Origin of the sequence: Seinonella peptonophila (assembly GCF_900129355.1) — a bacterium.
Classification (GTDB): Bacteria; Bacillota; Bacilli; order Thermoactinomycetales; family Thermoactinomycetaceae; genus Seinonella; species Seinonella peptonophila.
In genome coordinates, this window is sequence record NZ_FQVL01000012.1 from 48,934 (window position 1) to 71,207 (window position 22,274).

The 22,274-nt window shown below is 38.5% G+C and carries 18 protein-coding genes; 7 read left to right on the forward strand and 11 right to left on the reverse strand.

What is annotated here, in order from left to right:
* Positions 1 to 142: 142 nt before the first annotated feature.
* The 3 genes from BUB71_RS15350 to BUB71_RS15360 form a co-directional block, all read right to left on the reverse strand.
* Entirely contained in the window at positions 143 to 1,573 is a 1,431-nt protein-coding gene (locus BUB71_RS15350; protein ID WP_073156692.1) for a pyridoxal phosphate-dependent decarboxylase family protein, read from the reverse strand.
* 371 nt (positions 1,574 to 1,944) lie between these two features.
* Positions 1,945 to 2,430: an SRPBCC family protein gene (locus BUB71_RS15355; protein ID WP_073156695.1), complete on the reverse strand. Its 486-nt coding sequence runs from the start codon at positions 2,428 to 2,430 to the stop codon at positions 1,945 to 1,947.
* 2 nt (positions 2,431 to 2,432) lie between these two features.
* Complete coding sequence (locus BUB71_RS15360; RefSeq protein ID WP_073156699.1) at positions 2,433 to 2,756, reverse strand: ArsR/SmtB family transcription factor; 324 nt, start codon at positions 2,754 to 2,756, stop codon at positions 2,433 to 2,435.
* Positions 2,757 to 3,014: 258 nt separating this feature from the next.
* Here BUB71_RS15360 and map point away from each other — a divergent pair, with 258 nt between their 5' ends.
* Both map and BUB71_RS15370 read left to right on the forward strand, forming a co-directional pair.
* Complete coding sequence (gene map / locus BUB71_RS15365) at positions 3,015 to 3,761, forward strand: type I methionyl aminopeptidase (RefSeq protein ID WP_073156701.1); 747 nt, start codon at positions 3,015 to 3,017, stop codon at positions 3,759 to 3,761.
* A gap of 126 nt (positions 3,762 to 3,887) precedes the next feature.
* Positions 3,888 to 4,643, forward strand: a complete 756-nt coding sequence (locus tag BUB71_RS15370; protein WP_073156705.1) for a Fic family protein — start codon at positions 3,888 to 3,890, stop codon at positions 4,641 to 4,643.
* A 180-nt stretch (positions 4,644 to 4,823) separates the two neighbouring features.
* On the opposite strand, the gene BUB71_RS15375 is transcribed toward BUB71_RS15370, so the two are convergent.
* From BUB71_RS15375 to nadB, 6 genes are all read right to left on the reverse strand, one after another.
* On the reverse strand, positions 4,824 to 6,071 hold the full coding sequence (locus tag BUB71_RS15375) for a Glu/Leu/Phe/Val family dehydrogenase (protein ID WP_073156708.1): 1,248 nt from the start codon (positions 6,069 to 6,071) through the stop codon (positions 4,824 to 4,826).
* A gap of 196 nt (positions 6,072 to 6,267) precedes the next feature.
* Positions 6,268 to 7,539, reverse strand: a complete 1,272-nt coding sequence (locus BUB71_RS15380) for a BaiN/RdsA family NAD(P)/FAD-dependent oxidoreductase (RefSeq protein WP_073156713.1) — start codon at positions 7,537 to 7,539, stop codon at positions 6,268 to 6,270.
* Positions 7,540 to 7,561: 22 nt separating this feature from the next.
* Entirely contained in the window at positions 7,562 to 8,272 is a 711-nt protein-coding gene (locus BUB71_RS15385; RefSeq protein ID WP_073156718.1) for an SDR family NAD(P)-dependent oxidoreductase, read from the reverse strand.
* A gap of 132 nt (positions 8,273 to 8,404) precedes the next feature.
* Complete coding sequence (nadA, locus tag BUB71_RS15390) at positions 8,405 to 9,484, reverse strand: quinolinate synthase NadA (protein ID WP_073156815.1); 1,080 nt, start codon at positions 9,482 to 9,484, stop codon at positions 8,405 to 8,407.
* Between the two features lie 8 nt (positions 9,485 to 9,492).
* Positions 9,493 to 10,347 carry a carboxylating nicotinate-nucleotide diphosphorylase gene (gene nadC, locus BUB71_RS15395; protein WP_073156722.1) on the reverse strand — a complete coding sequence of 285 codons (855 nt, stop codon included), beginning with the start codon at positions 10,345 to 10,347 and terminating at the stop codon, positions 9,493 to 9,495.
* A 5-nt stretch (positions 10,348 to 10,352) separates the two neighbouring features.
* Positions 10,353 to 11,858: an L-aspartate oxidase gene (nadB, locus tag BUB71_RS15400; RefSeq protein WP_073156725.1), complete on the reverse strand. Its 1,506-nt coding sequence runs from the start codon at positions 11,856 to 11,858 to the stop codon at positions 10,353 to 10,355.
* A gap of 143 nt (positions 11,859 to 12,001) precedes the next feature.
* Between nadB and BUB71_RS15405 the strand changes: the two genes are divergently transcribed.
* Positions 12,002 to 13,150: a cysteine desulfurase family protein gene (locus tag BUB71_RS15405; protein WP_073156728.1), complete on the forward strand. Its 1,149-nt coding sequence runs from the start codon at positions 12,002 to 12,004 to the stop codon at positions 13,148 to 13,150.
* A 68-nt stretch (positions 13,151 to 13,218) separates the two neighbouring features.
* Positions 13,219 to 14,550 carry an MFS transporter gene (locus tag BUB71_RS15410; RefSeq protein ID WP_073156732.1) on the forward strand — a complete coding sequence of 444 codons (1,332 nt, stop codon included), beginning with the start codon at positions 13,219 to 13,221 and terminating at the stop codon, positions 14,548 to 14,550.
* A 1,066-nt stretch (positions 14,551 to 15,616) separates the two neighbouring features.
* Here the strand turns inward: BUB71_RS15410 and BUB71_RS15415 are convergent.
* A complete protein-coding gene (locus BUB71_RS15415) occupies positions 15,617 to 16,225 on the reverse strand; it encodes a TetR/AcrR family transcriptional regulator (protein ID WP_073156737.1) in 609 nt (202 codons plus the stop codon).
* Positions 16,226 to 16,463: 238 nt separating this feature from the next.
* Here BUB71_RS15415 and BUB71_RS15420 point away from each other — a divergent pair, with 238 nt between their 5' ends.
* Together BUB71_RS15420 and BUB71_RS15425 are read left to right on the forward strand one after the other, a co-directional pair.
* Complete coding sequence (locus BUB71_RS15420) at positions 16,464 to 17,927, forward strand: MDR family MFS transporter (protein ID WP_073156741.1); 1,464 nt, start codon at positions 16,464 to 16,466, stop codon at positions 17,925 to 17,927.
* A 103-nt stretch (positions 17,928 to 18,030) separates the two neighbouring features.
* On the forward strand, positions 18,031 to 18,819 hold the full coding sequence (locus tag BUB71_RS15425) for a helix-turn-helix domain-containing protein (RefSeq protein ID WP_073156746.1): 789 nt from the start codon (positions 18,031 to 18,033) through the stop codon (positions 18,817 to 18,819).
* Between the two features lie 30 nt (positions 18,820 to 18,849).
* On the opposite strand, the gene BUB71_RS15430 is transcribed toward BUB71_RS15425, so the two are convergent.
* Positions 18,850 to 19,695: a class II fructose-bisphosphate aldolase gene (locus BUB71_RS15430; protein ID WP_073156749.1), complete on the reverse strand. Its 846-nt coding sequence runs from the start codon at positions 19,693 to 19,695 to the stop codon at positions 18,850 to 18,852.
* Positions 19,696 to 20,094: 399 nt separating this feature from the next.
* Here BUB71_RS15430 and BUB71_RS15435 point away from each other — a divergent pair, with 399 nt between their 5' ends.
* A complete protein-coding gene (locus tag BUB71_RS15435; RefSeq protein ID WP_084731675.1) occupies positions 20,095 to 22,182 on the forward strand; it encodes a BglG family transcription antiterminator in 2,088 nt (695 codons plus the stop codon).
* Positions 22,183 to 22,274 lie beyond the last annotated feature (92 nt).

Sequence of the window (22,274 nt, forward strand, 5' to 3'; positions counted from 1 at the left end):
TTACTGGTTCATTATTTGATTCTATTTTTAATCACCCTTATAACGATAATCAAAGCTACCCCATCATTTTATCATTATTTTTTTAAAAACGATATTAATGACTCTGTTGAATAATCCATCCTTTTTTCGTAGTGGGAGCAACTTAATCAATATTTGATTTGCAAATGTCCTTTGCAATCTTATCCAGTTTATGAAATGTTAGTTCTATTTCTTCCCTTGTAACACGAGGGTTAATTGGACAAAGTCGCAGCACTCTTTGACATTTGAGTGTAGTTGTTCTAATCATTGCCCATCCACTCTCAATTATCCTCTGTGAAATTTGTTTATTTATATGGTTAATCGCTGCTTCTGTCATTCCTTGTGGGACATAGCGAAAGTTTATAATGCAAGTATAAGCCGGCGACACGATTTCCCATTGAGGCATATTGTCAACGATTTGCTGACAATACCTTGCCATATTCACTCCATGTTGAACAGCTTCTTTAAAAGCATTTAATCCAAACACTTGAAAAGAAAACCATACTTTTAACGCTCGAAAAGGTCTAGATAATTCGGGTCCATAATTATAAAAATTAATCTCACGACCTTTCGTCTTACTGTCATCCAAATATTCAGGTAACAATTGAAAAGTTTTTTCAAGTTGAGTAATATTTTTAACAAGCAAGCCACCAATTCCATATGGTTGAAACCACCATTTATGAGGATCAAAAGTTATGGAATCCACCTGACCTATCGATTTGAGTCTATGTTTGATTCGATCATCTAATATAGTTGCTGCACCAATAGCTCCATCTACATGTAACCAAAGGTCGTAATATTTAGATATTTGTAATAAATCGCATATCGGATCAATTGAACCTGTGTTTGTACTTCCAACATTACCAACAATTAAAAAAGGCTTCATTCCATCTTTTTTATCCTTCTCTATCATCTGAACTAAGTGTTCCAAATTAATCTCAAATTGATGATCAGATCGAATAATCCGAATTTGCCTTTCCTGAAATCCCAGCATCCGTAATGCGCGAAAAACAGATGAATGCGTTTGATCTGAATAGTAAATTGTTCCATGCTTCTCTTCATTACTTAATTTAATCTCTTTTGCTAAAAAGCTTGCAGTTAAATTAGCCATTGATCCACCAGATAAAAACAATCCTCCAGCCGTAATAGGCATTCCAAAAATCTGTCTAAACCAGTCTATGGTTATCTTTTCGATCTGTGCTGCACCAGCGGACTCATGCCATGCTCCATTAAAAATGTTATACCCTTTTGCTAGTAAATCTGCTACCACTCCTATAAAATTGCTAGGGCTAGGTACAAATGCAAAAAAACGAGGATGACTAGAAAAAGTTATATGATTCAAAACATTTTTATTTAATTGATCTAGTACGATTTCATAATTTGAACCCTCATATGGGATAGACTCTTCAAGAAGCAATTGAAGTTGTTCAGGTGACGAACTATTAAATACTGATTTATTAGGGAGTTGTGAGTAATGTTCTACTAATTGATCAATAATTTGATATCCCAATTTTCTCATTTCTCTCTTATCGAGCTGTAATGGATTTTGTTCCATTGCAAGACCTCCAGTATTAACCATTATTTATTATTTAAATGAATAAACCATAAAGAGTCAGATCAATCACGAAATCATTTCATTTAGAAAAAATTCCATATAAAATATAATACAGGAAAACACCAACATGATCGAACGATCAAAGCAGAGCTCTGTTTATTTTATATGAAAACTATGAATAAATCCATATTTCAAATAATAAATCAGAATCCAAAGAACGCCTTGAGTTATGAAGAAAAACTCAAAGCGTTTTCTTATCTACAATCCACCACTTCTTCCAATTATACGGCGTGGAGATTCAGGTCGATTTGAACTTTTTGGTTAGAATCTGCCCAATATACCAGAATTTTGTTCGTCTCTGCAAAAAAAGTCTAGCTTTCAACCTTTTGAAGTACACGCTGATAATTCTCATACCATGTTTTCCATTTATCTTTTGGGAAGTCTATAAATTGACCTTCTAATAAATTACTAAACATATCTAAGCATGCATGCCATCCAGCTAGATCTTTAGAAGTATGGTCACTTAGAGTAGGAATAAATTCTTTTAATACTAATAAACAACCATCATCTTTTGGATATAGTTCAAACCGAACCCATCCCTCGCCCCATTCATACTGGATGTATGAATGTTCTTTGTAATCCATGATCATGATATCAAAAGAGTTCCCCGACCCATCATTAAAATTGAATTTGATCGTTCCCCCTTTTTGAAGATCCACAACTTGAAGGTTGGACATCCATTTTTCCAATTTATCATTTTCCGTTAACGAAGCCCAAACCTTACCAATTGAATGGTTTAGCTGTCTTTTATATGTCGCTATATAGCCATCCTTCACCTTTTTTACAACTGCCAGCATTATTACTCCTCCTCATCTAATAATTGTTCTAAGGAATCTAATTTGTTTGACCAATATTTCCGATAAGGTTTTAACCAGTTATCAATTTCAGCAAGTGGCTTTGCATTCAAATGATAAATATGTTTTTGAGAATCCTTATCAATAAAAACTAACCCTATTTCCTTTAATTTTCGGAGATGTTTTGACACCCCCGGTTGACTTAATTGCGTTAACTCAACTAGTTCTCCGACTGACATGGGTCGCACTCTAAGGAGGTCTATCATTTTTCTGCGATTTTTCTCAGCAATAACGTCAAATAAATTTGTGGTGTATTTTTCCTTATCCATATGTCACATTCCTATGCTCATTATATAACTGTTTAGTTATATTACCAAATGGAAATGAATAAGTCAAATCCAATAGCAAAATAATCTGATAAGATCATCTAAATAAGACATTTCTTTCGTTAATCAAAATATCAACTGACTAAACAAATGATACGATACTCCATGAGTTTGTCACCTATCGCCGCTTTTTTGCTTATGTTACCTAAAAGATCATATTCATCATATATGATAAAAAGTTGCTTATGGGAGGAGAGAATGATGATTCATTTAAAATCGGCTCGTGAACTTGCAATCATGCGTGATGCAGGCAAGATTGTAGCCGAATGTCATGCTCTGATCGCCGAATCTATCAAGCCAGGAATCACAACGCTTGCACTGGATCGATTGATCGAGAAGAAAATCCGCAAAAATGGAGCGAAACCAAGCTTCAAAGGACATCATGGATTTCCTTACACGATCTGTGTAGCACAAAATGACGTGATCTGTCACGGATTCCCAACTGATACTCCGTTGAAAAATGGCGATATAGTGACAATTGATATTGGCGCTCATTATCGTGGTTATCATGGTGACTCCGCTTGGACTTATGCGATTGGTCAAATTTCACCTCAAATTCGAAAATTGATGAAGGTATGTAAAAAAGCACTTTATAAAGGAATTGCTAAAGCAAAGGCAGGTTATACAACCGGCGACATTGGTCATACTATTCAATCCTATGCAGAAGGTTTAGGATTAGGTGTGGTAAGGGACTTCGTAGGACATGGTGTGGGGCAAGTATTATGGGAGGAGCCGAAAATCCCTCATTTTGGAGAACCAGGAAGCGGAACCTTGATCCAAAATGGCATGACCTTAGCCATTGAACCAATGATTACATTGGGAGACTGGCGAGCTAAAATTGATTCAGATGGATGGACTGCCCGAACAGTTGATGGATCAATCTGTGTTCAATATGAACATACTGTTGCTGTAACAAAAAACGGTCCTAAAATTCTTACAACTTTATAGAGAAAACGCTCCACATCAAACATCCCGATAAAGCGAAGCGACAGAACTGTCGCACTCTTCTTTGGTTCACCTGAAAAACATGCTATAATTTGTCCTGAATAAATGGAATCGAAAGGCGCGATTGAAATGAAAGGTAAAAGCATACCCTTACCTGATGAGTATTTACAAGATGTTCTGATTCGCTTAGCACATCATTCATCCGCAATCGAAGGGAATACAATTAGTCTTCCTGATACAGTTTCAATCATTTTACACAATACTATTCCTGGTAAGACAGATTTACGGGAGTTATATGAAATCACTAACCACAAAGAAGCATTCCAATATGTAATTGATCAAATAATCAATCAAAAACCATTGTCCACAGAAATTATAAAAGGAATTCATGAACGATTAACCGATCGATTATTATCCGATAAAGGAAAATTTAAAATGCATGACAATTTTATTATAGGAGCAGATTTCCGACCAGCTTCTCCCCATGAAACCCCACTATTAATGGAGCAGTGGGTAGAAAATCTTAATTATCAATTAGATCAAGTTGCGAAAAACGAAAATGATATTATGCGAATAGTAGGTGATTTCCACATCCAACTAGAGAGAATTCATCCTTTTTCAGATGGAAACGGTCGCACAGGACGCATGCTAATGATTTACTCATTGTTAGAGAGAGGCTTACCACCTTTAATTATTCGATCAGAGCACCGTGCCGAATACTTCCAACTGTTAGCGCTCCAAAATATTGCTAGTTTTGCTCTGTTTATAGAAAAGTTACTAAAAGAAGAGTCTAGACGTCATCAAGGCTTTATCCAAATGGAAGATAAAAAAATAACTGTATATGATGACAAGCCATCTACAGAAGATTCAGATGTAGGGCAATGATCAACCATGATCCATGTGGAAAGTTATTATGTCTTTGTTCTAATCATCAAATTTCATTTTCCATATGAAAAGCGACAGAGAGAGCTGTCTCCCACTGTCGCTTCATTAGGGGCTCAATGTAGTGATATGTTCTTCCACTTTACCATGAGGGCTGTTCACGGTACTTTTTTATCATCTCTCTTATATCCATCCTCTAGCATCCATTGCTTCTACTATTCGCTTGATAGACTTCATATAAGCAGCAGTACGCAAGTCAGTTTTATATTCCTTAGCAAGCTCATTCACTTGATAATAAGCATCAATCATCATAACCTCTAATTTCTCGTTTACTTCCTCTTCACTCCAATAGTAATTCATCGCATTTTGAACCCCTTCAAAGTAAGAAACAGTGACACCTCCAGCATTCGCTAAGATGTCAGGGATGACCAAAATACCTTTTTTAAATAAGATATCATCTGCTTCTGGCAGAGTGGGACCATTTGCCGCTTCGGCTACAATTTTCGCTTGGATTCGATCTGCATTTTCTACAGTTATCACATTCTCCAAAGCAGCAGGCACTAAAATATCAACATCTAACTCGAGTAATTCATACGGATCAATTAAATGATCTGCTCCATAATCTCGAATACTACCATGATCTTTTAAATCCATCACACGATCAAGATTTAAGCCTTGAGCATCATAAATGGCGCCTTGAGAATCACTCACTGCTACTATTTTACTGCCCAAACTTGATAACATAGCTGCTACATTTCTTCCGGCATTTCCAAAACCTTGAATGGCAACCGTTGCCTCATGTAATGGTTTATTTAATTGTTTCATCGCCTCTACAACTGTTATGACAACCCCACGTGCTGTTGCTTCTCCTCTTCCTTTTGAACCGCCTATACTTAAAGGTTTTCCAGTAATGACACCAGGTGAATAGCTACCTTGTAATCGACTAAAGGTATCCATCATCCAGCCCATGATTTGCGCATTCGTATATACATCTGGTGCAGGAATATCTTTATCAGGTCCTATAATCTGGGCAATCGCTTCAAAAAAAGCACGACTCAGTCGTTCTAATTCACCTTTACTTAACGTATGAGGGTCAACAATAACGCCACCCTTTCCACCGCCAAGTGGCAAACCCACCACACCACATTTAAATGTCATCCACATCGAAAGGGCTTTTACCTCATCTTCCGTTACACTTGGATGAAAGCGAATTCCTCCTTTTGTAGGTCCTACTGCATCATTATGCTGTGAACGGAAACCCTCGAATACACGCATCGACCCATCATCCATCTTAACTGGGAAAGTTACTTTTAAGACTCTCATGGGGCGCTTTAAAATTTCAATCACATGCTGAGGAAGCTGCAACTTGTTGGCAGCTGTTTCAATTTGTTTCTGTGCTGTTAAAAATGGATTCATATTTTCTTCGATCATTTTTTTCTCTCCCCACTCAATCTGATCAATCAACTACAATAAATATATTATCATTTAAATAGTAAATAAAAGTAAACATAAAATTAATAGTACCATCATTTACAACACAGGTTCAGCTTATCACCTACAGAGACCCTCCTAAACTATCTTTTCTTATGAGTGGAAGATTCGCTTAAAATTACGCTTTAGTGGAGGACTAAAATGTCTTCTTTTTATTTTTTGCAGCATTCATCCCTGCCACAAATCCTGTACACATCGCAGCTGTAATGTTATATCCTCCTGTATATCCATGAATATCAAGGATTTCACCACAAAAGAAGAGCCCATTCATTATTTTCGATTCCATCGTTTTCGGCTGAATTTCTTTTACATGTACGCCTCCACCAGTCACAAACGCTTTCTCCAATGGTAAGGTTCCATTGATTTGAAGGGTAAAGTTTTTACACCAAGTTGAAATTTCCTGAATCTGCTCTTGATTGAGCTGCAAACAAGTCGTTTCTTGATTGAGATGTAATTGCTGAAACATAGCTGTAATCAGCCGGTCAGGAAGGATCGCTTTGATTACGTTCTTCAATAATTTTCTCTCTTGCTCTTTCAATAGTTGATCGATTCTCAAGTGAAGCAAATGAAAAGGCTCATCGGGAAATAAATCAATTACAACAGGTACTTCAGTTAAAGAGAGCTTTTTTAAGGTTTTTATGACAAATTGACTACATCGGAGGGCAATTGGACCTGAAAGTCCAAAATGAGTAAAAAGCATATCACCACGATGAGTAATGATTTTCTTTCCCTTTGGATTAAGCACTGATATTGCCACATCACGCAAAGAAAGACCTTGCAACGCTTTAGATGTTATCAGGGTCTCACTAGAAGTAAGTGGCACCTCTGTTGGGAATAGCTCTGTAATCGTATGCCTCGCTGCTTCCGCCCATATATATCCATCACCTTGTGATCCAGTATGTGAAGCAGCTTTTCCTCCTGTTGCTAAGATGACAGTAGGTGCATGATATATTTTTCCTGTTTTTGTTTGTACACCACGAACAGCACCATTTTGATAGAGAACTTCTTTCACAGGTGTATTGACTCGAATCTCTACCCCTACCTCTTTTACCTTCTGGATCAATGCTTGTACAACTGTTTTTGCTTTATTTGTAACTGGAAACATCCGACCATGGTCTTCTTCTTTTAGCTGAACCCCTAAACCCTCAAAAAAATGAATAATATCGCGATTATTAAATGTGGCAAAGACGCTATATAAAAACCGACCATTTCCAGGGATATTTTGAATTAATTCATCTATCTCTTTATTATTTGTTACATTGCAGCGTCCTCCACCGGAAATCGCTAATTTTTTGCCCAATTTCTCGCCTTTATCCAATAAGAGAACTTTAGCTCCCTGTAAACCCGCTGAAGCACTTGCCATTAGACCGGATGGTCCACCACCAATCACGATAACGTCATAATCCATTGCTTTGCTCCTTTATCCTTATCTACCATTTCAATACAGATACTTGTGGCTGTATAAACTGAGTTCGAGCAGGTCTTTTCATCTCGTTTAGCCAATGATATATGTTCGCTGCTCCTTCTTCTGCTTCTATATCTGCGTCAATTGCAGCCCCCGCAGTTTTCAGTTTTCCAGGATGCACTGCATAAACTGATATTCCTTTCTTATACAATTCTTCACCTAAACAGATAGAAAGCATATTTTGTGCCGCTTTGGCAATTTGGTAAGAATATGAGGTCTTCAGATGGGCAAATTCTTGCTCTACCATCATTTGCATGGAGCCGAGTCTAGAAGAGATATTTATTATCCTTGGCAAGGTTGACTGATGTAATAAATCAAGGGTAGCTTTTACCATTCGAACTACACCTAGGCAGTGCACATTAAATAACTGAGCAACTTCTTCTGTTTCCAAATCACGAATTTTAGGTACCTTACCTGAAGATTGACCTGCGTTATTAATGAGAATGTCCAGACGATCTGTTACTTTACTTAAAGCAGCTTTGACAATTTGTTCACTCTGATCAAGACCAATATCTGCAATAACGGGTACAACCCTTTGTCCAAATTTATCCTTTAAACGCTCTGCTGATTGAGAATCTCGAACGATAGCATAAACAAAATCTCCAGCGTTGTAGAAAACCTTTAATAATTCATATCCTAGACCGCGATTTGCACCTGTAATCATTACGTGATTCATTGTTATTTCACCTAGCCCCTCGTAAGTGATGAACGAGCAAACAATCATGACACCATCGATTCAATTATTCAAACGGAAAATGATTCGCGACTGCGAACCATCTCCCTCATAACAATAAAAACTTTTTTATCATTAAATTGCCAACATGCGTTCAATTGCCTGTTTTGACCAGTATATCGTATCATCGTCTACTTTGATTTGATGAATAGGATTTCCAGCTACTAATTCTTCTAATACCCACAATAAATGAGGGCGATCAATCCGGTTCATCGTGAGACAAGGGCACATCGTAGAACTTAGCAAACGAATATCTTGCTCTGGATGTTCATGTGCAAGACGTTGAACCAAATTAACTTCTGTTCCAATTGCCCATTTACTTCCAGCAGGCGCCTTACGGATGGTTTGAATGATAAATTCTGTTGATCCATTTAAATCTGCCTGTTGGACAACATCAAAATTACACTCAGGGTGGACGAGTATTTGAAATGCAGGATCTTGTTTACGAAAGCGCGTAATCTGATCAACCGTAAATTTTTGATGAACCGAACAATGACCTTTCCAAAGAATCATCTGAATTTCATCCAGAGATTTATTTTCCTGCTGTTCTAATTCACCTCTTCTTGGGTTCCAAACAATCATTTTATCTAAAGAGATTCCCATGTCATATGCCGTGTTTCGACCGAGATGCTGATCGGGCAAAAAGAGGATGCGCTTTTTTTGTTGAAAAGCCCACTTTAAGACAGCATGAGCATTAGAAGAGGTACAGGTTGTTCCACCTTTGCGACCAACAAATGCTTTAATCGCAGCAGTCGAGTTTACATAAGTGACTGGAATGATTGTATCTCCAAATTGCTCTGTAAGTTCATCCCAAGCCTCCTCTACTTCATCAATATCTGCCATATCTGCCATTGAACAACCTGCACGTAAATCAGGTAGTATCACGACTTGCTCATCATTAGCTAAAGTATCTGCCGTTTCTGCCATAAAATGAACACCACAAAACACGATATACTTCGCCTCTTGTTGTGCGGCTCCTAATTTGGCTAATTTCAATGAATCACCACGGTAATCGGCAAATTGAATTACTTCATCACGTTGATAATGATGCCCTAAGATAACCAAATCCTTACCCAAGTATTCTTTTGCAGATAGAATTCGACGATCATACTCTTTTGATGTTAGGTCTTGATACTGTTTTGGTAGACTCTCCATTAATTCGATCAATGATGCTCCCCTACTTTCTGTTGATAATCAATTCCCAAATCGATTGCTGATGCAGAATGTGTTAACCACCCTAATGAAATCCCATTGACACCCGTCTCTGCGATGGGGCGAATGGTCTGCTCAGTAATCCCTCCAGATGCTTCCGTCCAAATTCTACTCTCAATAAGCTGAACAGCTTTGCGGAGTGTTACGACATCCATGTTATCAAGTAATATTGCGCTTATCCCTTTACACTGTAATGCTTCCTCAACCTGATCCAATCGATCTGCTTCAACTTCGATAGGGACAAGTGGACCTATTTGACTACGAATCCTCTCTACAGCTTCTGAAAGACCACCTGCCATGGCAATATGGTTATCTTTAATCATCACTGCATGATTTAGATTATATCGATGATTTTTCCCTCCACCAATTCTCACCGCATAACGCTCAAGCATACGCCAACCTGGCATAGTTTTACGTGTATCTAGTAAATCACAATTTAGCCCTTGCAGTTGGTCCACACATCTTCGTGTAACTGTAGCAATTCCTGACATCCGCTGTAATAGATTGAGGGCAACTCGCTCCCCGGTTAATAACGCACGTGTATTTCCTTCAATCTGGGCCACTTCCGTTCCAGCAGGTAACATCTTTCCTTCTTCAATCAATGAGTGGCATTTCACATGAGCATCAAGCTGTCGAAATACTTCTTCTACGACCTTTAACCCTGCAACCACACCTGCTTGCTTTAAAACAATCATCACTTGACTGCGATGGTTTGCTGGAACAAGTGCTTCCGTCGTCAAATCTCCAGCGCCAATATCTTCGTTCAAAGCCTCACAAATTAATTGGCGTAAATAAATCGGATTCATAACATTTATACTCCTATCACAATATGTTTTTTAGCCCATGTTGCTTGTAATTCAGGGTAATCGGATCGATAATGCCCACCTCTTGACTCTGTTCGGCATAAGGCAGATTCAATAATAATTTGTGCAGTTATCCACATATTCTTTGTTTCTTTCCCAATTGGCTTTAAATCTTCTAGCGCTTGTCTACCATTTTGCAGCCCAGTCTCCGTTCGTATGATCCCTGCATATTGCCACATCAATTGCTGTAACTGGGTTCGCCATTGGTCTATCTCTTCTTGATCGTCAACTAGCGAATCTGAAAGCATAAATTGGTTGATATCGACCGATAAAGGAGGAAGTTGGGTAATTTGTTTGGCAATTTGCCCTGCAAACACAATCCCTTCCAGCAATGAATTGCTTGCTAAACGATTCGCCCCATGTACGCCTGTACATGCTACCTCTCCACAGGCAAATAGACGAGCAATTGAAGTCTCACCAGACAGATTTGTGCGAATCCCCCCCATAATAAAATGCGCAACGGGAGTAACAGGAATCGGTTCAAAACGTGGATCATATCCATGTTTGCGCACTTTTGTATAGATCGTTGGGAAACGCCTTTCGATCATATCTTTTAAAGGAGTTGTATCAAGTAAGACACGATTCCCTTTTTGCTGCTGATCATAGATCGCTCTCGTTACTACATCGCGCGGAGCTAAATCCAGCCAAGGATGTATATGTTCCATGATTCTTTCCCCATGCTGATTGATCAGGACAGCTCCTTCTCCTCTAACCGCTTCAGAAATGAGAAACATGGGATTTTGATCAATATGAAATGCTGTCGGATGGAACTGAATAAATTCCATATCCATTAACTGGGCTCCCGCTCGATGAGCAATCGCAAATCCATCACCTATTGCACCTTGATCATTTGTTGTGTATTGATATAGCTGTCCACATCCTCCCGAGGCCATCACAACACCCTGTGTTGCTGTGTAAATTTGACGATCTCCCTTTTTGTCTGTAGCAACTAGCCCCATACAAACACCCATCTCAACAAGTAGATCTTCTACTTTTGTATGTGTATGAAATTCAACTTGGGATTTTTGTAAAAGTTGTTTGATTAGTGCGTCTGCGATTCCTTTCCCTGTTGCATCACCTGCAATGTGTAAAATCCGATTTGCGCTATGAGAACCCTCTTTGCCCAACATCCACTCTCCATCTTGCTGATCAAATGGCGTTCCCCATTCTACAAGCTGTTGAATAGCATGAGGTGCTTGTTTCACAAGTAATTCGACTGATTGTGGATGACATAAATCAACACCTGTGCGGATTGTATCCATTTGATGAAGTGAGGGAGAATCTGCTTCACCGATTGCGGCTGCAATGCCACCTTGCGCTCGATAAGTATTACTTGCATCAACTGTTGCTTTTGTGATAATAATCACATGACCTCTCTTCGCTAGCAAAAGTGCTACAGATAGCCCTGCTATGCCACTTCCAACTACGATGAAATCAGCCTTGAAATAAGACATATTGTGTATCCTTTCACATATTTTAAGGAGATGCTTCCTTCATTATTGTCGTCATATTTCTTAATAAGTCAAGGGTAAAATGTATTGTTTTCTCTAATTAAATCAATCAATATAAAAATAAGCACAACAAGGAGGAGAAACTTTTGATCTATCTTGACTATGGTGCAACGAGTCCATTGCGCCAAGAGGCCTATGAAGCAATGCTCCCTTTTTGGCATCAAGAATTCGGTAACCCTGGTAGTTTACATAATTTTGGTCAAAACAGTCATGAAACAATTATCCAAGCACGAAAAACCATTGCCAATTCGTTAGGCGCTAAATCTGCCCGTGAAATCATTTTTACGAGCAGTGGAACAGAATCAAATAATTTGGCGATTATAGGTGCTGCACGTAGGAATAAACATCGTGGACAACATCTGATCACTTCGCAAATTGAACATCCTTCCGTTTTAGAAACTTGTCGTTTTCTTGAACAAGAAGGTTTTCAAGTTACCTATCTACCAGTAGATCGAGAGGGCTTTGTTCAAATCAAAGATGTAAAGGCCGCCATTCGCCCAGATACGGTCTTGATTAGCATCATGGCCGCAAATAATGAAACAGGAACTTTGCAACCTATTTATGAAATTGGTCAACTTACAAAACAACACACCATTCTTTTTCATACTGATGCAGTTCAATTTTATGGAAAGATTCCTTTTTCAGTGCAAGAATTACCGATTGACCTTTTATCGATTGGTAGTCATAAAATCTATGGCCCAAAAGGAGTAGGCGCTCTTTATATTCGTCGTGGTGTTAGAATCGATCCACTTCTCTTTGGAGGTGGACAAGAACGTGAGCTTCGTCCCAGCACACTTCCAACTCCTCTAATTGTAGGATTTGCGGCTGCCGCAAAAGCGATGACAAAAGAAGTTGCTTATGAAGAGCAAAGACTTTCAAATCTACGCGACTACTGCTTTTCCCAAATCCAGCAAGAAATAGAAAATGTTGAACTAAATGGACATCCACAAAAAAGATTGCCTGGAAATATAAACCTTAGCTTTGAAGGTATTGAAGGACAAGCAGTCCTTCTTGAACTCAATCGTGAAGAAATCTATATCTCAAGTGGGTCGGCTTGTAGCGCTGGAAAACATGCAGCATCACATGTTTTAATGGCAATGGGAAGAAATGAAGAAATTGCCCATCAAAGTTTACGAATAACATTTGGTAGACAGACCACAAAAAATGATATAGACATCTTGGTGAATAAGCTAAAGTCGATTATTGGCTACTTTCGTTCCATGAAAACGAGATAATTTTGCTATAATGAAATAGCTTTTTATCATACTAACAGTCGCGAATCGTTATAAAAGGGGTCATTCCATTGACAAGTAGAATATCTGTACTAATCAGTATCGTATTGGCAATGTTAATTGCAGCAATGGATACGACAATTATGAACACAACAATGCCGATCATAGCGAAAAGCCTTGGTGGATTTTCACTTTTTGCTTGGGCTTTTGCATCCTATATGATTACCACAACTGTTTTTTCTCCTATTGCTGGCAGATTATCAGATTTATATGGGCGCAAACGCATATTTGCTTTTGGAATTGTCCTATTTTTAATTGGATCATTGTTGTGTGGGATTTCAGAAACAATGGTGCAATTAGTTCTCTATCGGGCACTACAAGGGATTGGTGCTGGCTTTATGATGCCATTCCCAGCGATCATCGCCGGCGATCTTTTCTCAGTCGAAAATCGTGGAAAAATCCAGGCTTTTACTACAGGGATGTGGGGGCTTTCATCCATACTCGCACCTTTATTTGGGGCAGTATTTGTGGAGTATTTAAGTTGGCGATGGATTTTTTATATTAATATCCCTATCTCCATCTTATCTCTTGTAACATTGATTCCCTATCGGGAAGAGTATTCGCCAAAGCGAACTCAGATTGATTACCTTGGTGCCATTCTTTTTACTTTAGGTGTTAGTACTTTTCTGTTAGTCACGATTGTCCATTCATTCCAAATAATCTTTGCTATTCTTGGTGCATTGCTTTTAATTGGGTTCTATTTCTTTGAGAAACAGCAAAAATCCCCATTAGTCCCACTTTCTATGTTTCAGATTAAATCATTTCGATGGATGAATATTAATAACTTTTTTGCATGGACTGCATTATTTGGGGCAACTAGCTATATTCCATTATTTTTACAAAAAATCACCCACTTATCGATCTTCACAAGTGGACTGGCCTTATTAGGCACAGCCATTAGTTGGATGGCAGCCTCAGTACCGACCGGCAAGTGGATTCTTAGATATGGGTATCGAAACTTATTCATTATAGGTAATTGTACGCTTGTGATTTCTGGCATTTTACTAGCTCTTCTTCATGAAGAAAATGGATTCTGGTATGTTTTCTTTGTCATGCTTGTCTATGGATTTTCCTTTGGTCTTCTCTCTACAACAGGTGTTATTGGTGCACAACAACTTGTCGATCCTCATCAAAGAGGTATCTCCACATCTTTCATTATGTTCATTCGAAATATTGGTACAGCAATCGGAATTACAATCATGGGTTCACTTATGACAAGTGCGAATACTGTGATGGGAGGCATTCATCACTTATTTATTTTTGGATTCATCGGAAGCCTCTTCGCTTTCGTCACATCCTTTTTCATTAAAGAACCATCTGCAAAACTGGCCACAAGTAAATAAATTCAAAATCCATACAAGTATTGATTTTTCGAACCAAGTAATCCGCAGGAACTAGGCGATATAATGTACCATTTCCAGGTAGCATTTACTTTCGTTACTATATTCCGAACATTTTCTTATCTATTCTTTTCAACCAAAAAACATGTAGACCTCCCCGCAAAGCAGGGAGGTCTACAAGCTGTGTCACAGATCTCTACTGTTTACAACAGGGACAAGTGTCCCCAGACCCGTCCGGGTTGGTGCACTTGCATCCACAGTTGGTGCACAACTTCCAATTACCTTGGTGATTACATTGGCATTTGCAGCTGGCGGGCTTGCCGTCCACTTGCTGGATGTTCGTTGTGTTCACGGTCAAGCACAGTGGGCTGCTGCGGATGACCGATGAGGAGCTGTGTGACATTGTGGGCAGAATCACACCCGTTGAAGCGTACATGGGGTTGTTACCCTTCCCCATGTAAGGTAACCTGTATGAGCTTTCCAAAGTACCGCCCTCTCTGGTCAGACAGCTATCTTTTGAGCTGTATGGTGCATCCTACGATCCCCAACGAATATACCACCTCCAAATTGAGATCACTATAGTATTGTTGGGGTATAATATCTGAACCTACTATTAATATATAATAAAATAAATAAAAATTCATATATTATGAATTGCGAGTTGTTGGAAAAGCTCCATTTTGTTATGCCCACTCATCGTTGCTACGAAAATGCCACGCTATCTGTCATTCCAATAAGGTAAGACCTATAACAGAGTCTCAACCGACCGAAAAAGAGTCCCTAGGGAACTCCTCCTTCAGCTGTTTCACTTATTTGCATCGTCAATCGGGTTTATCAACAGTCTAAGAAACCATGTCTATCTAAATTGTCCAAGAGCACTCCCACTTCTATAAGCGGTGAGGTAAATGGGACGTGGTTCGGTGTCCCCTTACGAAAACCAAGTGAAAGTAGGGAGCTTTTCAGAGCATATTTTGTTTTCATCGCAGGAACTGTGGGTTGAGCCTGCTAAGATAACCGGTCATTAGACTAGTGTTCGCAGAAATCTACCACCTCTACAGATGGTAGTAGTTCAAATGGTTTCTTTTTGTAAACTTAATGCCTGAAAAAATAAAGTTTTGATCTGTTCAACAATTTCTTTTCTATTGTATCCTTTTTCTATTTGAAGAAACTGTAGCAGAGTAGGATTTAACATGGTAAGCAAAAAATGAGCAGTTAGTTCAGGCTTGATTCTTTCTCTTTCCTGTACAGTATATGCTTTCTTTATCAACATACTAACGGCTTCATGTAATATTTGATACAGTGGAGTCTTATAAAGAGAATCGGGTTTTTTCATATTCATCTGAGTCTGAATGGTACAAATGAGTTGGCGTTTCTCTTCTGTAAATTCTACAAATAGAAGTACCATTTTCTCTAAAATCCGTTCAATTGGAAGTGTTTGCTCTTGGGTCAATTCAGAAATACGTTCTTTCAACTTCGAAATATTTTCTTCCATTAGATCAATTCCGATTTCACCTAAATTGGTATAACGCCGATATAAAGTTGCCTGTCCGACACCTGCTGCTTTGGCAATTTGATGCATACTCACATTATTTGCACCATATTCATGAAAAAGTGTCCGTGCCGTTCTTAAAATAAGTGCTCTAAGCTCTTCAGAGTCTCTTTTACCGACTTTGGGCATCAGCTTCACTCCTGACTGACTGAAATGTTAATCTATTAACCAATATTCTAACTTTCATTTATCAATAGAAAACACTTGACCACCGGACAATTGTCCGGTAAATTATTTATCTGTAAGGGACAATTGTCCGGTGTGCTTAAAACCAGTCTATCAGATATTACCACCATTTTATGCGGTAAGCATACATAAGGTCAATCTTCCTCACCAATGGCTTTTGCATCAATAAGGAGGTTTATTCATGAAGACAGAAACGATTCGATCGGAAGATTCACCTTTTACGATAAGACAAATTCTACTTCCATTGATTGCTATCATTGTGGGAATGTTTATGGTTATTCTAGATGGGACTGCAATGAATGTTGCTCTATCTGGTTTAGTAAAAGATTTTAAAACTCCACTATCAACCGTCCAATGGACAGTAACAGGATATGCTTTGGCACAGGCAGCAGTCATTCCATTAGCGGGTTGGCTTTCTGATCGCTTTGGTGCTAAGAAAATATTCTTATTTTCAGTTACCATGTTTACGATTGGTTCTCTTCTATGTACTTTAGCAAATAGCATTGACCAACTGATTATTTTCCGAGTGCTTCAAGGACTTGGAGGAGGCATGGTTGCTCCCATTGCTATGTCATTTATCTACCGACTGAGTCCTCCCGATAAGGTTGGTTCCATTATGGGGATGATGGGTATTCCAATCCTTCTCGCCCCAGCGCTAGGACCTGTACTCTCTGGCTTTCTGATCGATTACGCAACATGGCATTGGATTTTTCTTATCAATCTACCTGTAGGTATTATTGCCATTATCATTGGGATACGCACGTTACCTAATATTGAACGTCAGTCAGTACCAGCGCTTGATCTATTAGGAATACTTCTCGCGCCACTTGCTTTTGCACTATTATCTTATGGAATTAGTGAAGGAGGAACTAACTGGTCTTCTTTTTCTACTCTCACAGGCATTACAGTTGGTGGTGTTGCATTACTTTTATTTATCATTGTAGAACTTAGGAAAAAGCAGCCTTTATTAGAGCTTCGCGTTTTTCGGTCTGCTAATTTCTCTTGGGGAATTATCGTCCAATGGATATTGCAAATTGCTCTCTTTGGAACCTTTTTTCTTGTTCCATTACTGCTACAGGAAATACGTCATTATACGGCATTTGAAACAGGACTACTCCTGCTGCCCCAAGCGATTAGCTCAGCGATTATGATGCCTATTTCTGGTCGTCTATCTGATCGATTAGGAGCAAGACCTTTAGTGATTGGTGGATTAACTGTTGTATCGATTGCAACCTTTCTGCTTTCACATTTTGCAAACACAGATCAGATTGCCTATATTATTTTGCCACTGATTTTAATGGGCATGGGCATGGGTCTGTCGATGATGCCTTTAAATACACATATTTTACAAGCAGCTCCCCGTCATTTAGTGAGTCGTGTAACATCGCTGACCAATTCATTTCAACAGGTAATGAATTCACTAGCCATTGCAAGTTTATCGACCCTATTAGTCAGTCAAGCAAAGTATCACCTTAAACATGGAGATCTTACTCCCATCTCGGCTTCCATTCATTCTTTTGAGGATGTATTCTTTATTCAATCAATTGTTGCGCTCATAGGTGTACTACTTGCGTTCACTTTAAAGAAACCCAACAAACAAGTAGAGACCAACGTCCCCAAAGAAGAAATGCATCTTGGTATGTAAAAAGTTGGCGATACTCGCCAGCTTTTTTATTTCAATTAACTATACTAAAATAACATTTTAGTATAGTTAATTGAAGCCTGATGATGGGAGCGTAATGTTATAAATGAGCCGATATGAAAAAGAAGTAACAGAAGTAATCACATATATACACCATCATCTAGATGAACCTTTAACACTTCCTTTACTCGCGCGATTAGCAGGGTATAGTCCTTATCATTTTACTAGAATTTTCAAAAAGCAAATGGGACTATCACCGCTCTATTATATCTCCTCGTTAAGAATTGAAAGAGCAAAAAAATTATTGTTAGAAACAGATTTTACTGTTCGTGATATCGGATTAGAAATCGGACAGCAGAGCCTTGGCACATTTACCACCCAATTTACAAAACGCGTCGGTGTATCACCTGCTACTTTTCGAAAATCTTCTCAACTTGCTGACGGCTATTTCAAAAGCCTGCAACAACTGAAACAATGGGATATGCAAAATCTATTATCCCAACCCACTAACCAAGTAAAAGGAACTCTAAAGGCAACACATCCTTTTAAAGGATTGGTCTTAATTGGGCTTTTTCCAAAACCGATTCCTGAGGGTCTCCCTTTATACGGAACTTTACTCTCTCAGCTAGAGAACTTTTGTTTTCAAAATGTTCAACCGGGAACCTATTATCTATTTGCTACATCTGTAGCTTGGGAAATGCAGATAGAAGACTTTTTATTGCCTAACCATACATTACGCTATCGACCAGTTGAAGCAATCATTGTAGAAGATAATCAATCCATTCCACATCAAGAAGTGATATTACGTCCACCTCAAGTCGATGACCCGCCTATTTTGATCTCTATTCCCTTATTGATGAAGAATTTCTTGTCAGGCCCATATGCTTTAATGTGAGGACTCTGTGGTAGACAAGTGGCTGATTGGTTAAGATATATGTTCGCTTCCAAAGATTTTCATGTGATACATGACATTTTCCTTCATTGATTGTACAACATCATCTGTATACGAAAAATAATCTTGATAGGGTGTTCGTTTTACGTTTTGATTGATTCGTTGGATAATTTGACGAAATGAAGCGGTAGCCACATTAATCTTACGAATTCCATGTCGAATACATTTTCGAAAATCGGCGGACTTGATCCCTGAACCTCCATGTAATACAAGAGGTTGTTTCACTTGTTGATCAATTTCAATTAATCGATCAAATCGAAGTTGCGGCTCGGTTTGGTAGTTTCCATGAGCATTCCCAATCGCGATTGCTAAGGCATCGATCTGCGTTTGCGCTGCAAATTGTTTAGCTTCTGAAGTATTTGTTACCTGCATTTCAATATCTACAGAACCATCCTCACTACCACCGACTTGACCGATTTCTGCTTCTACAGTGGCTCCGTATGTCCGTGCCAAAGTAACAATCTCACACGTTTTTTCGATATTCTCAGCAAGCTTATAGTGGGAACCATCAAACATAACTGAGGTAAACCCCAAATCAAGTGCTTGCTTGATTTTTTCTTGGGTTAAACCGTGATCAAAATGGACGGCAACCGGAACAGTGGCATTTTGTGCTGCATGAACCATTAAAGGACCCATTAAGTGTAGTGGTGAGTGAGTGAGCCTCACTTCGGCTATTTGCAAAATCAATGGAGAGCGTAACTCCTCAGCTGCTGCAATCGCTCCCATAACCATCTCCATATTGGCAACACTAAAAGCACCGACTCCATACCCTTCTAGCTCTGCTTGATCAAGAATTTCTTTCATTGTGACAAGTCCCATCCATCTCACCCTTTATTTTCTTGTTCTATGTCCATAGTCTGTGAATGATTTGTTATCGTACATTGAAATACTATCTTTTATATCATGAACGTTTCAATCAAGATGTGGAGAGTTGAATCTCCAACACTCATAAACAGTTTCCACGATTTACTCCTGATCATCGAATTCACACTCCGATTCTTACCATCATGTGTAACACCATTGTAAACAACTGGCGTTTTTTATTATTTTATATGAAATGATACATATTTCTATGGATGGAATTGACTTGTTTTTCCGGAATTGACGACAAAAGTTGTACATTCAAACGATTGAAAGCGCTCTATTCCATCTGCTACCATATGTATACATCAAGATATTTACACCATATGCTTTGAAATTTCATCTTTCGGAGTGGTTATGATGTCCTTGAATCTACGCAGCTTACAAATCATTGAAGCCTTACTAAATGCAACGGACTACTTGAAGATCAGTCAACTTGCTGAAAAGATGCAAACATCTGAACGAAATATCCGATATAGCTTAAAAAAAACCGAAGAATTTTTAAACGATCATCACTTTCAAGTGCTTATCCGACATCATCGGAAAGGTGTTTTATTAAAAAAGACTCCGGAATTGATTGCTTTTTTAGCTGATTTTATGCAGCGTACGACGCCATATCAATACAACTACTCCAAGGAAGAACTGAGTAACTTTATTTTGCTTAAACTGCTTATTGAATCTCGTCCTGTATCAATTGCCTACTTTGAGGACCATCTGTATGTTTCTCGCACAACCATTCTCAACCACTTAAAAAAAATTGATTCGAATCTCTATCTTCAAGGAATGGAATTAAAAAACACACCGCGCTCTGGTTATCAGATAATCGGAAATGAGATCAACAAAACAACGATCTTTGCCAATGTATTTATTCAAAACTTGAGTATCCGTGAATTCTATAACTTCATAGAAACGGAAACCAATACGTCGAAAGTGGGAGAATTGTTTCTATTCCATCTCTTCGAAATTGAATCGCTCCAGTTAGTAATGAAACTGGTACATCGATTGGAACAAAAACTAAAGATGGTCTTTGATGATCGTTCTTGCTTAATTTTGATTGTTTTCTTACTCAAATGGCTCAATGGAACCCATTTCTCTCTATCCAAGCAAACAATGATGGAAATCGATCAAAATGAGGCTAAAGCGATCAAAGAAACGATCGAACAGTCAGTCGGTAAAGTTTATGTCACGGACCAAGTGCTAATCCAATTGATTGAGCTGATTCATTCACTACGAAATCTACACACGGAACGAACCATTGACGCGCCATTGCAACAAATCGTACAACAACTCTGTGTCGACATGTCTAAACGGTTTAACGTAGATTTCCTAAATGATTCACATTTAATCTCCTCTTTATCGTCACATATCGATGCGATGATCCAACGTATTAGTAAAGGAATGAACTTAGAAAATCCTTTGTTTGATCAATTTACTCAGGAGCATGCAAACATTTTCGAAGCGACAAAACAGGCATCACAATCTTTAGAAACCCTATTATCACTTCCATTTGATGATCATGAAATTTCATTTTTAGCGATTTACTTTGCTGCTTCACTGCAAAAAATCGAAGCCCAGAAGATGCGCAAACCTAAAATTCTTGTCGTCTGTGCAGAAGGCGTTGCAATCTCGAAAATGTTAGCCATTACGATTAAAAAGTTATTTGATATTGAAAGTGTAAAACCGATTGCTGTTCGTTCACTCACACAAGAGTTAATCCGATTTTATGATTTTGTGATCAGTACGGTTGATATCCCTGATATAGACTCCCATAAACTAATCAAAATTGATCGTTTGCTAGGAGCTAAAGAAATTGAACTGCTGAAAGAACGCTTTTCGCTCAATTTGGCAACAGAGCGGCGGAATAACGTCAATAAACTAAATCAGATCATGGAGGTGATTAATGAAACGTGCCAGATTCATGATCTACATCGACTTCAATTTGCAATGCTCAAAATCTTAGTGAGTGAAACAGAACCTGATCCAATGTATCAGAAACTCCCTTTTGATGTTACTTTTAACGAGACACTCGTTCAGGCACACGCTCATGCTGAAGATTGGCAAGATGCCATTCGACTAGGAACTCGATCTTTACTCGAACAAGGCTACATTGAATCGCGCTACCATAAAAAAATTATCGAAAACTTACAGACAATAGGTCCCTATATGGTGGTCGCTCCAGGTGTCATTCTTTCACATGCTGGACCTGATGACGGAGTACGAACCAATGCTTTTAGCATTGTCACCTTAGATCAGGGTGTTGATTTTGGAGACCCATTGAATACCCCTGTCCAACTGATTTGGACATTAGCTTTGAAAGAGACGAAAAACGAACTACTCATTGAGAAAATCATGGAAGTCATCTTAGATCAGCATACTGTCTCACAGCTGCTGTCAACCGATTCGGCTAATAAAATCTATACCATCATCCAACAACAGATTTTCTAATCTTTTCTTAAGTCCTACTGAAAGAAGAAATCACGTTGAAGATAGATTCATTTAGTGAAATAAAGATTTATGAAATGCACATGTCTTTAAAG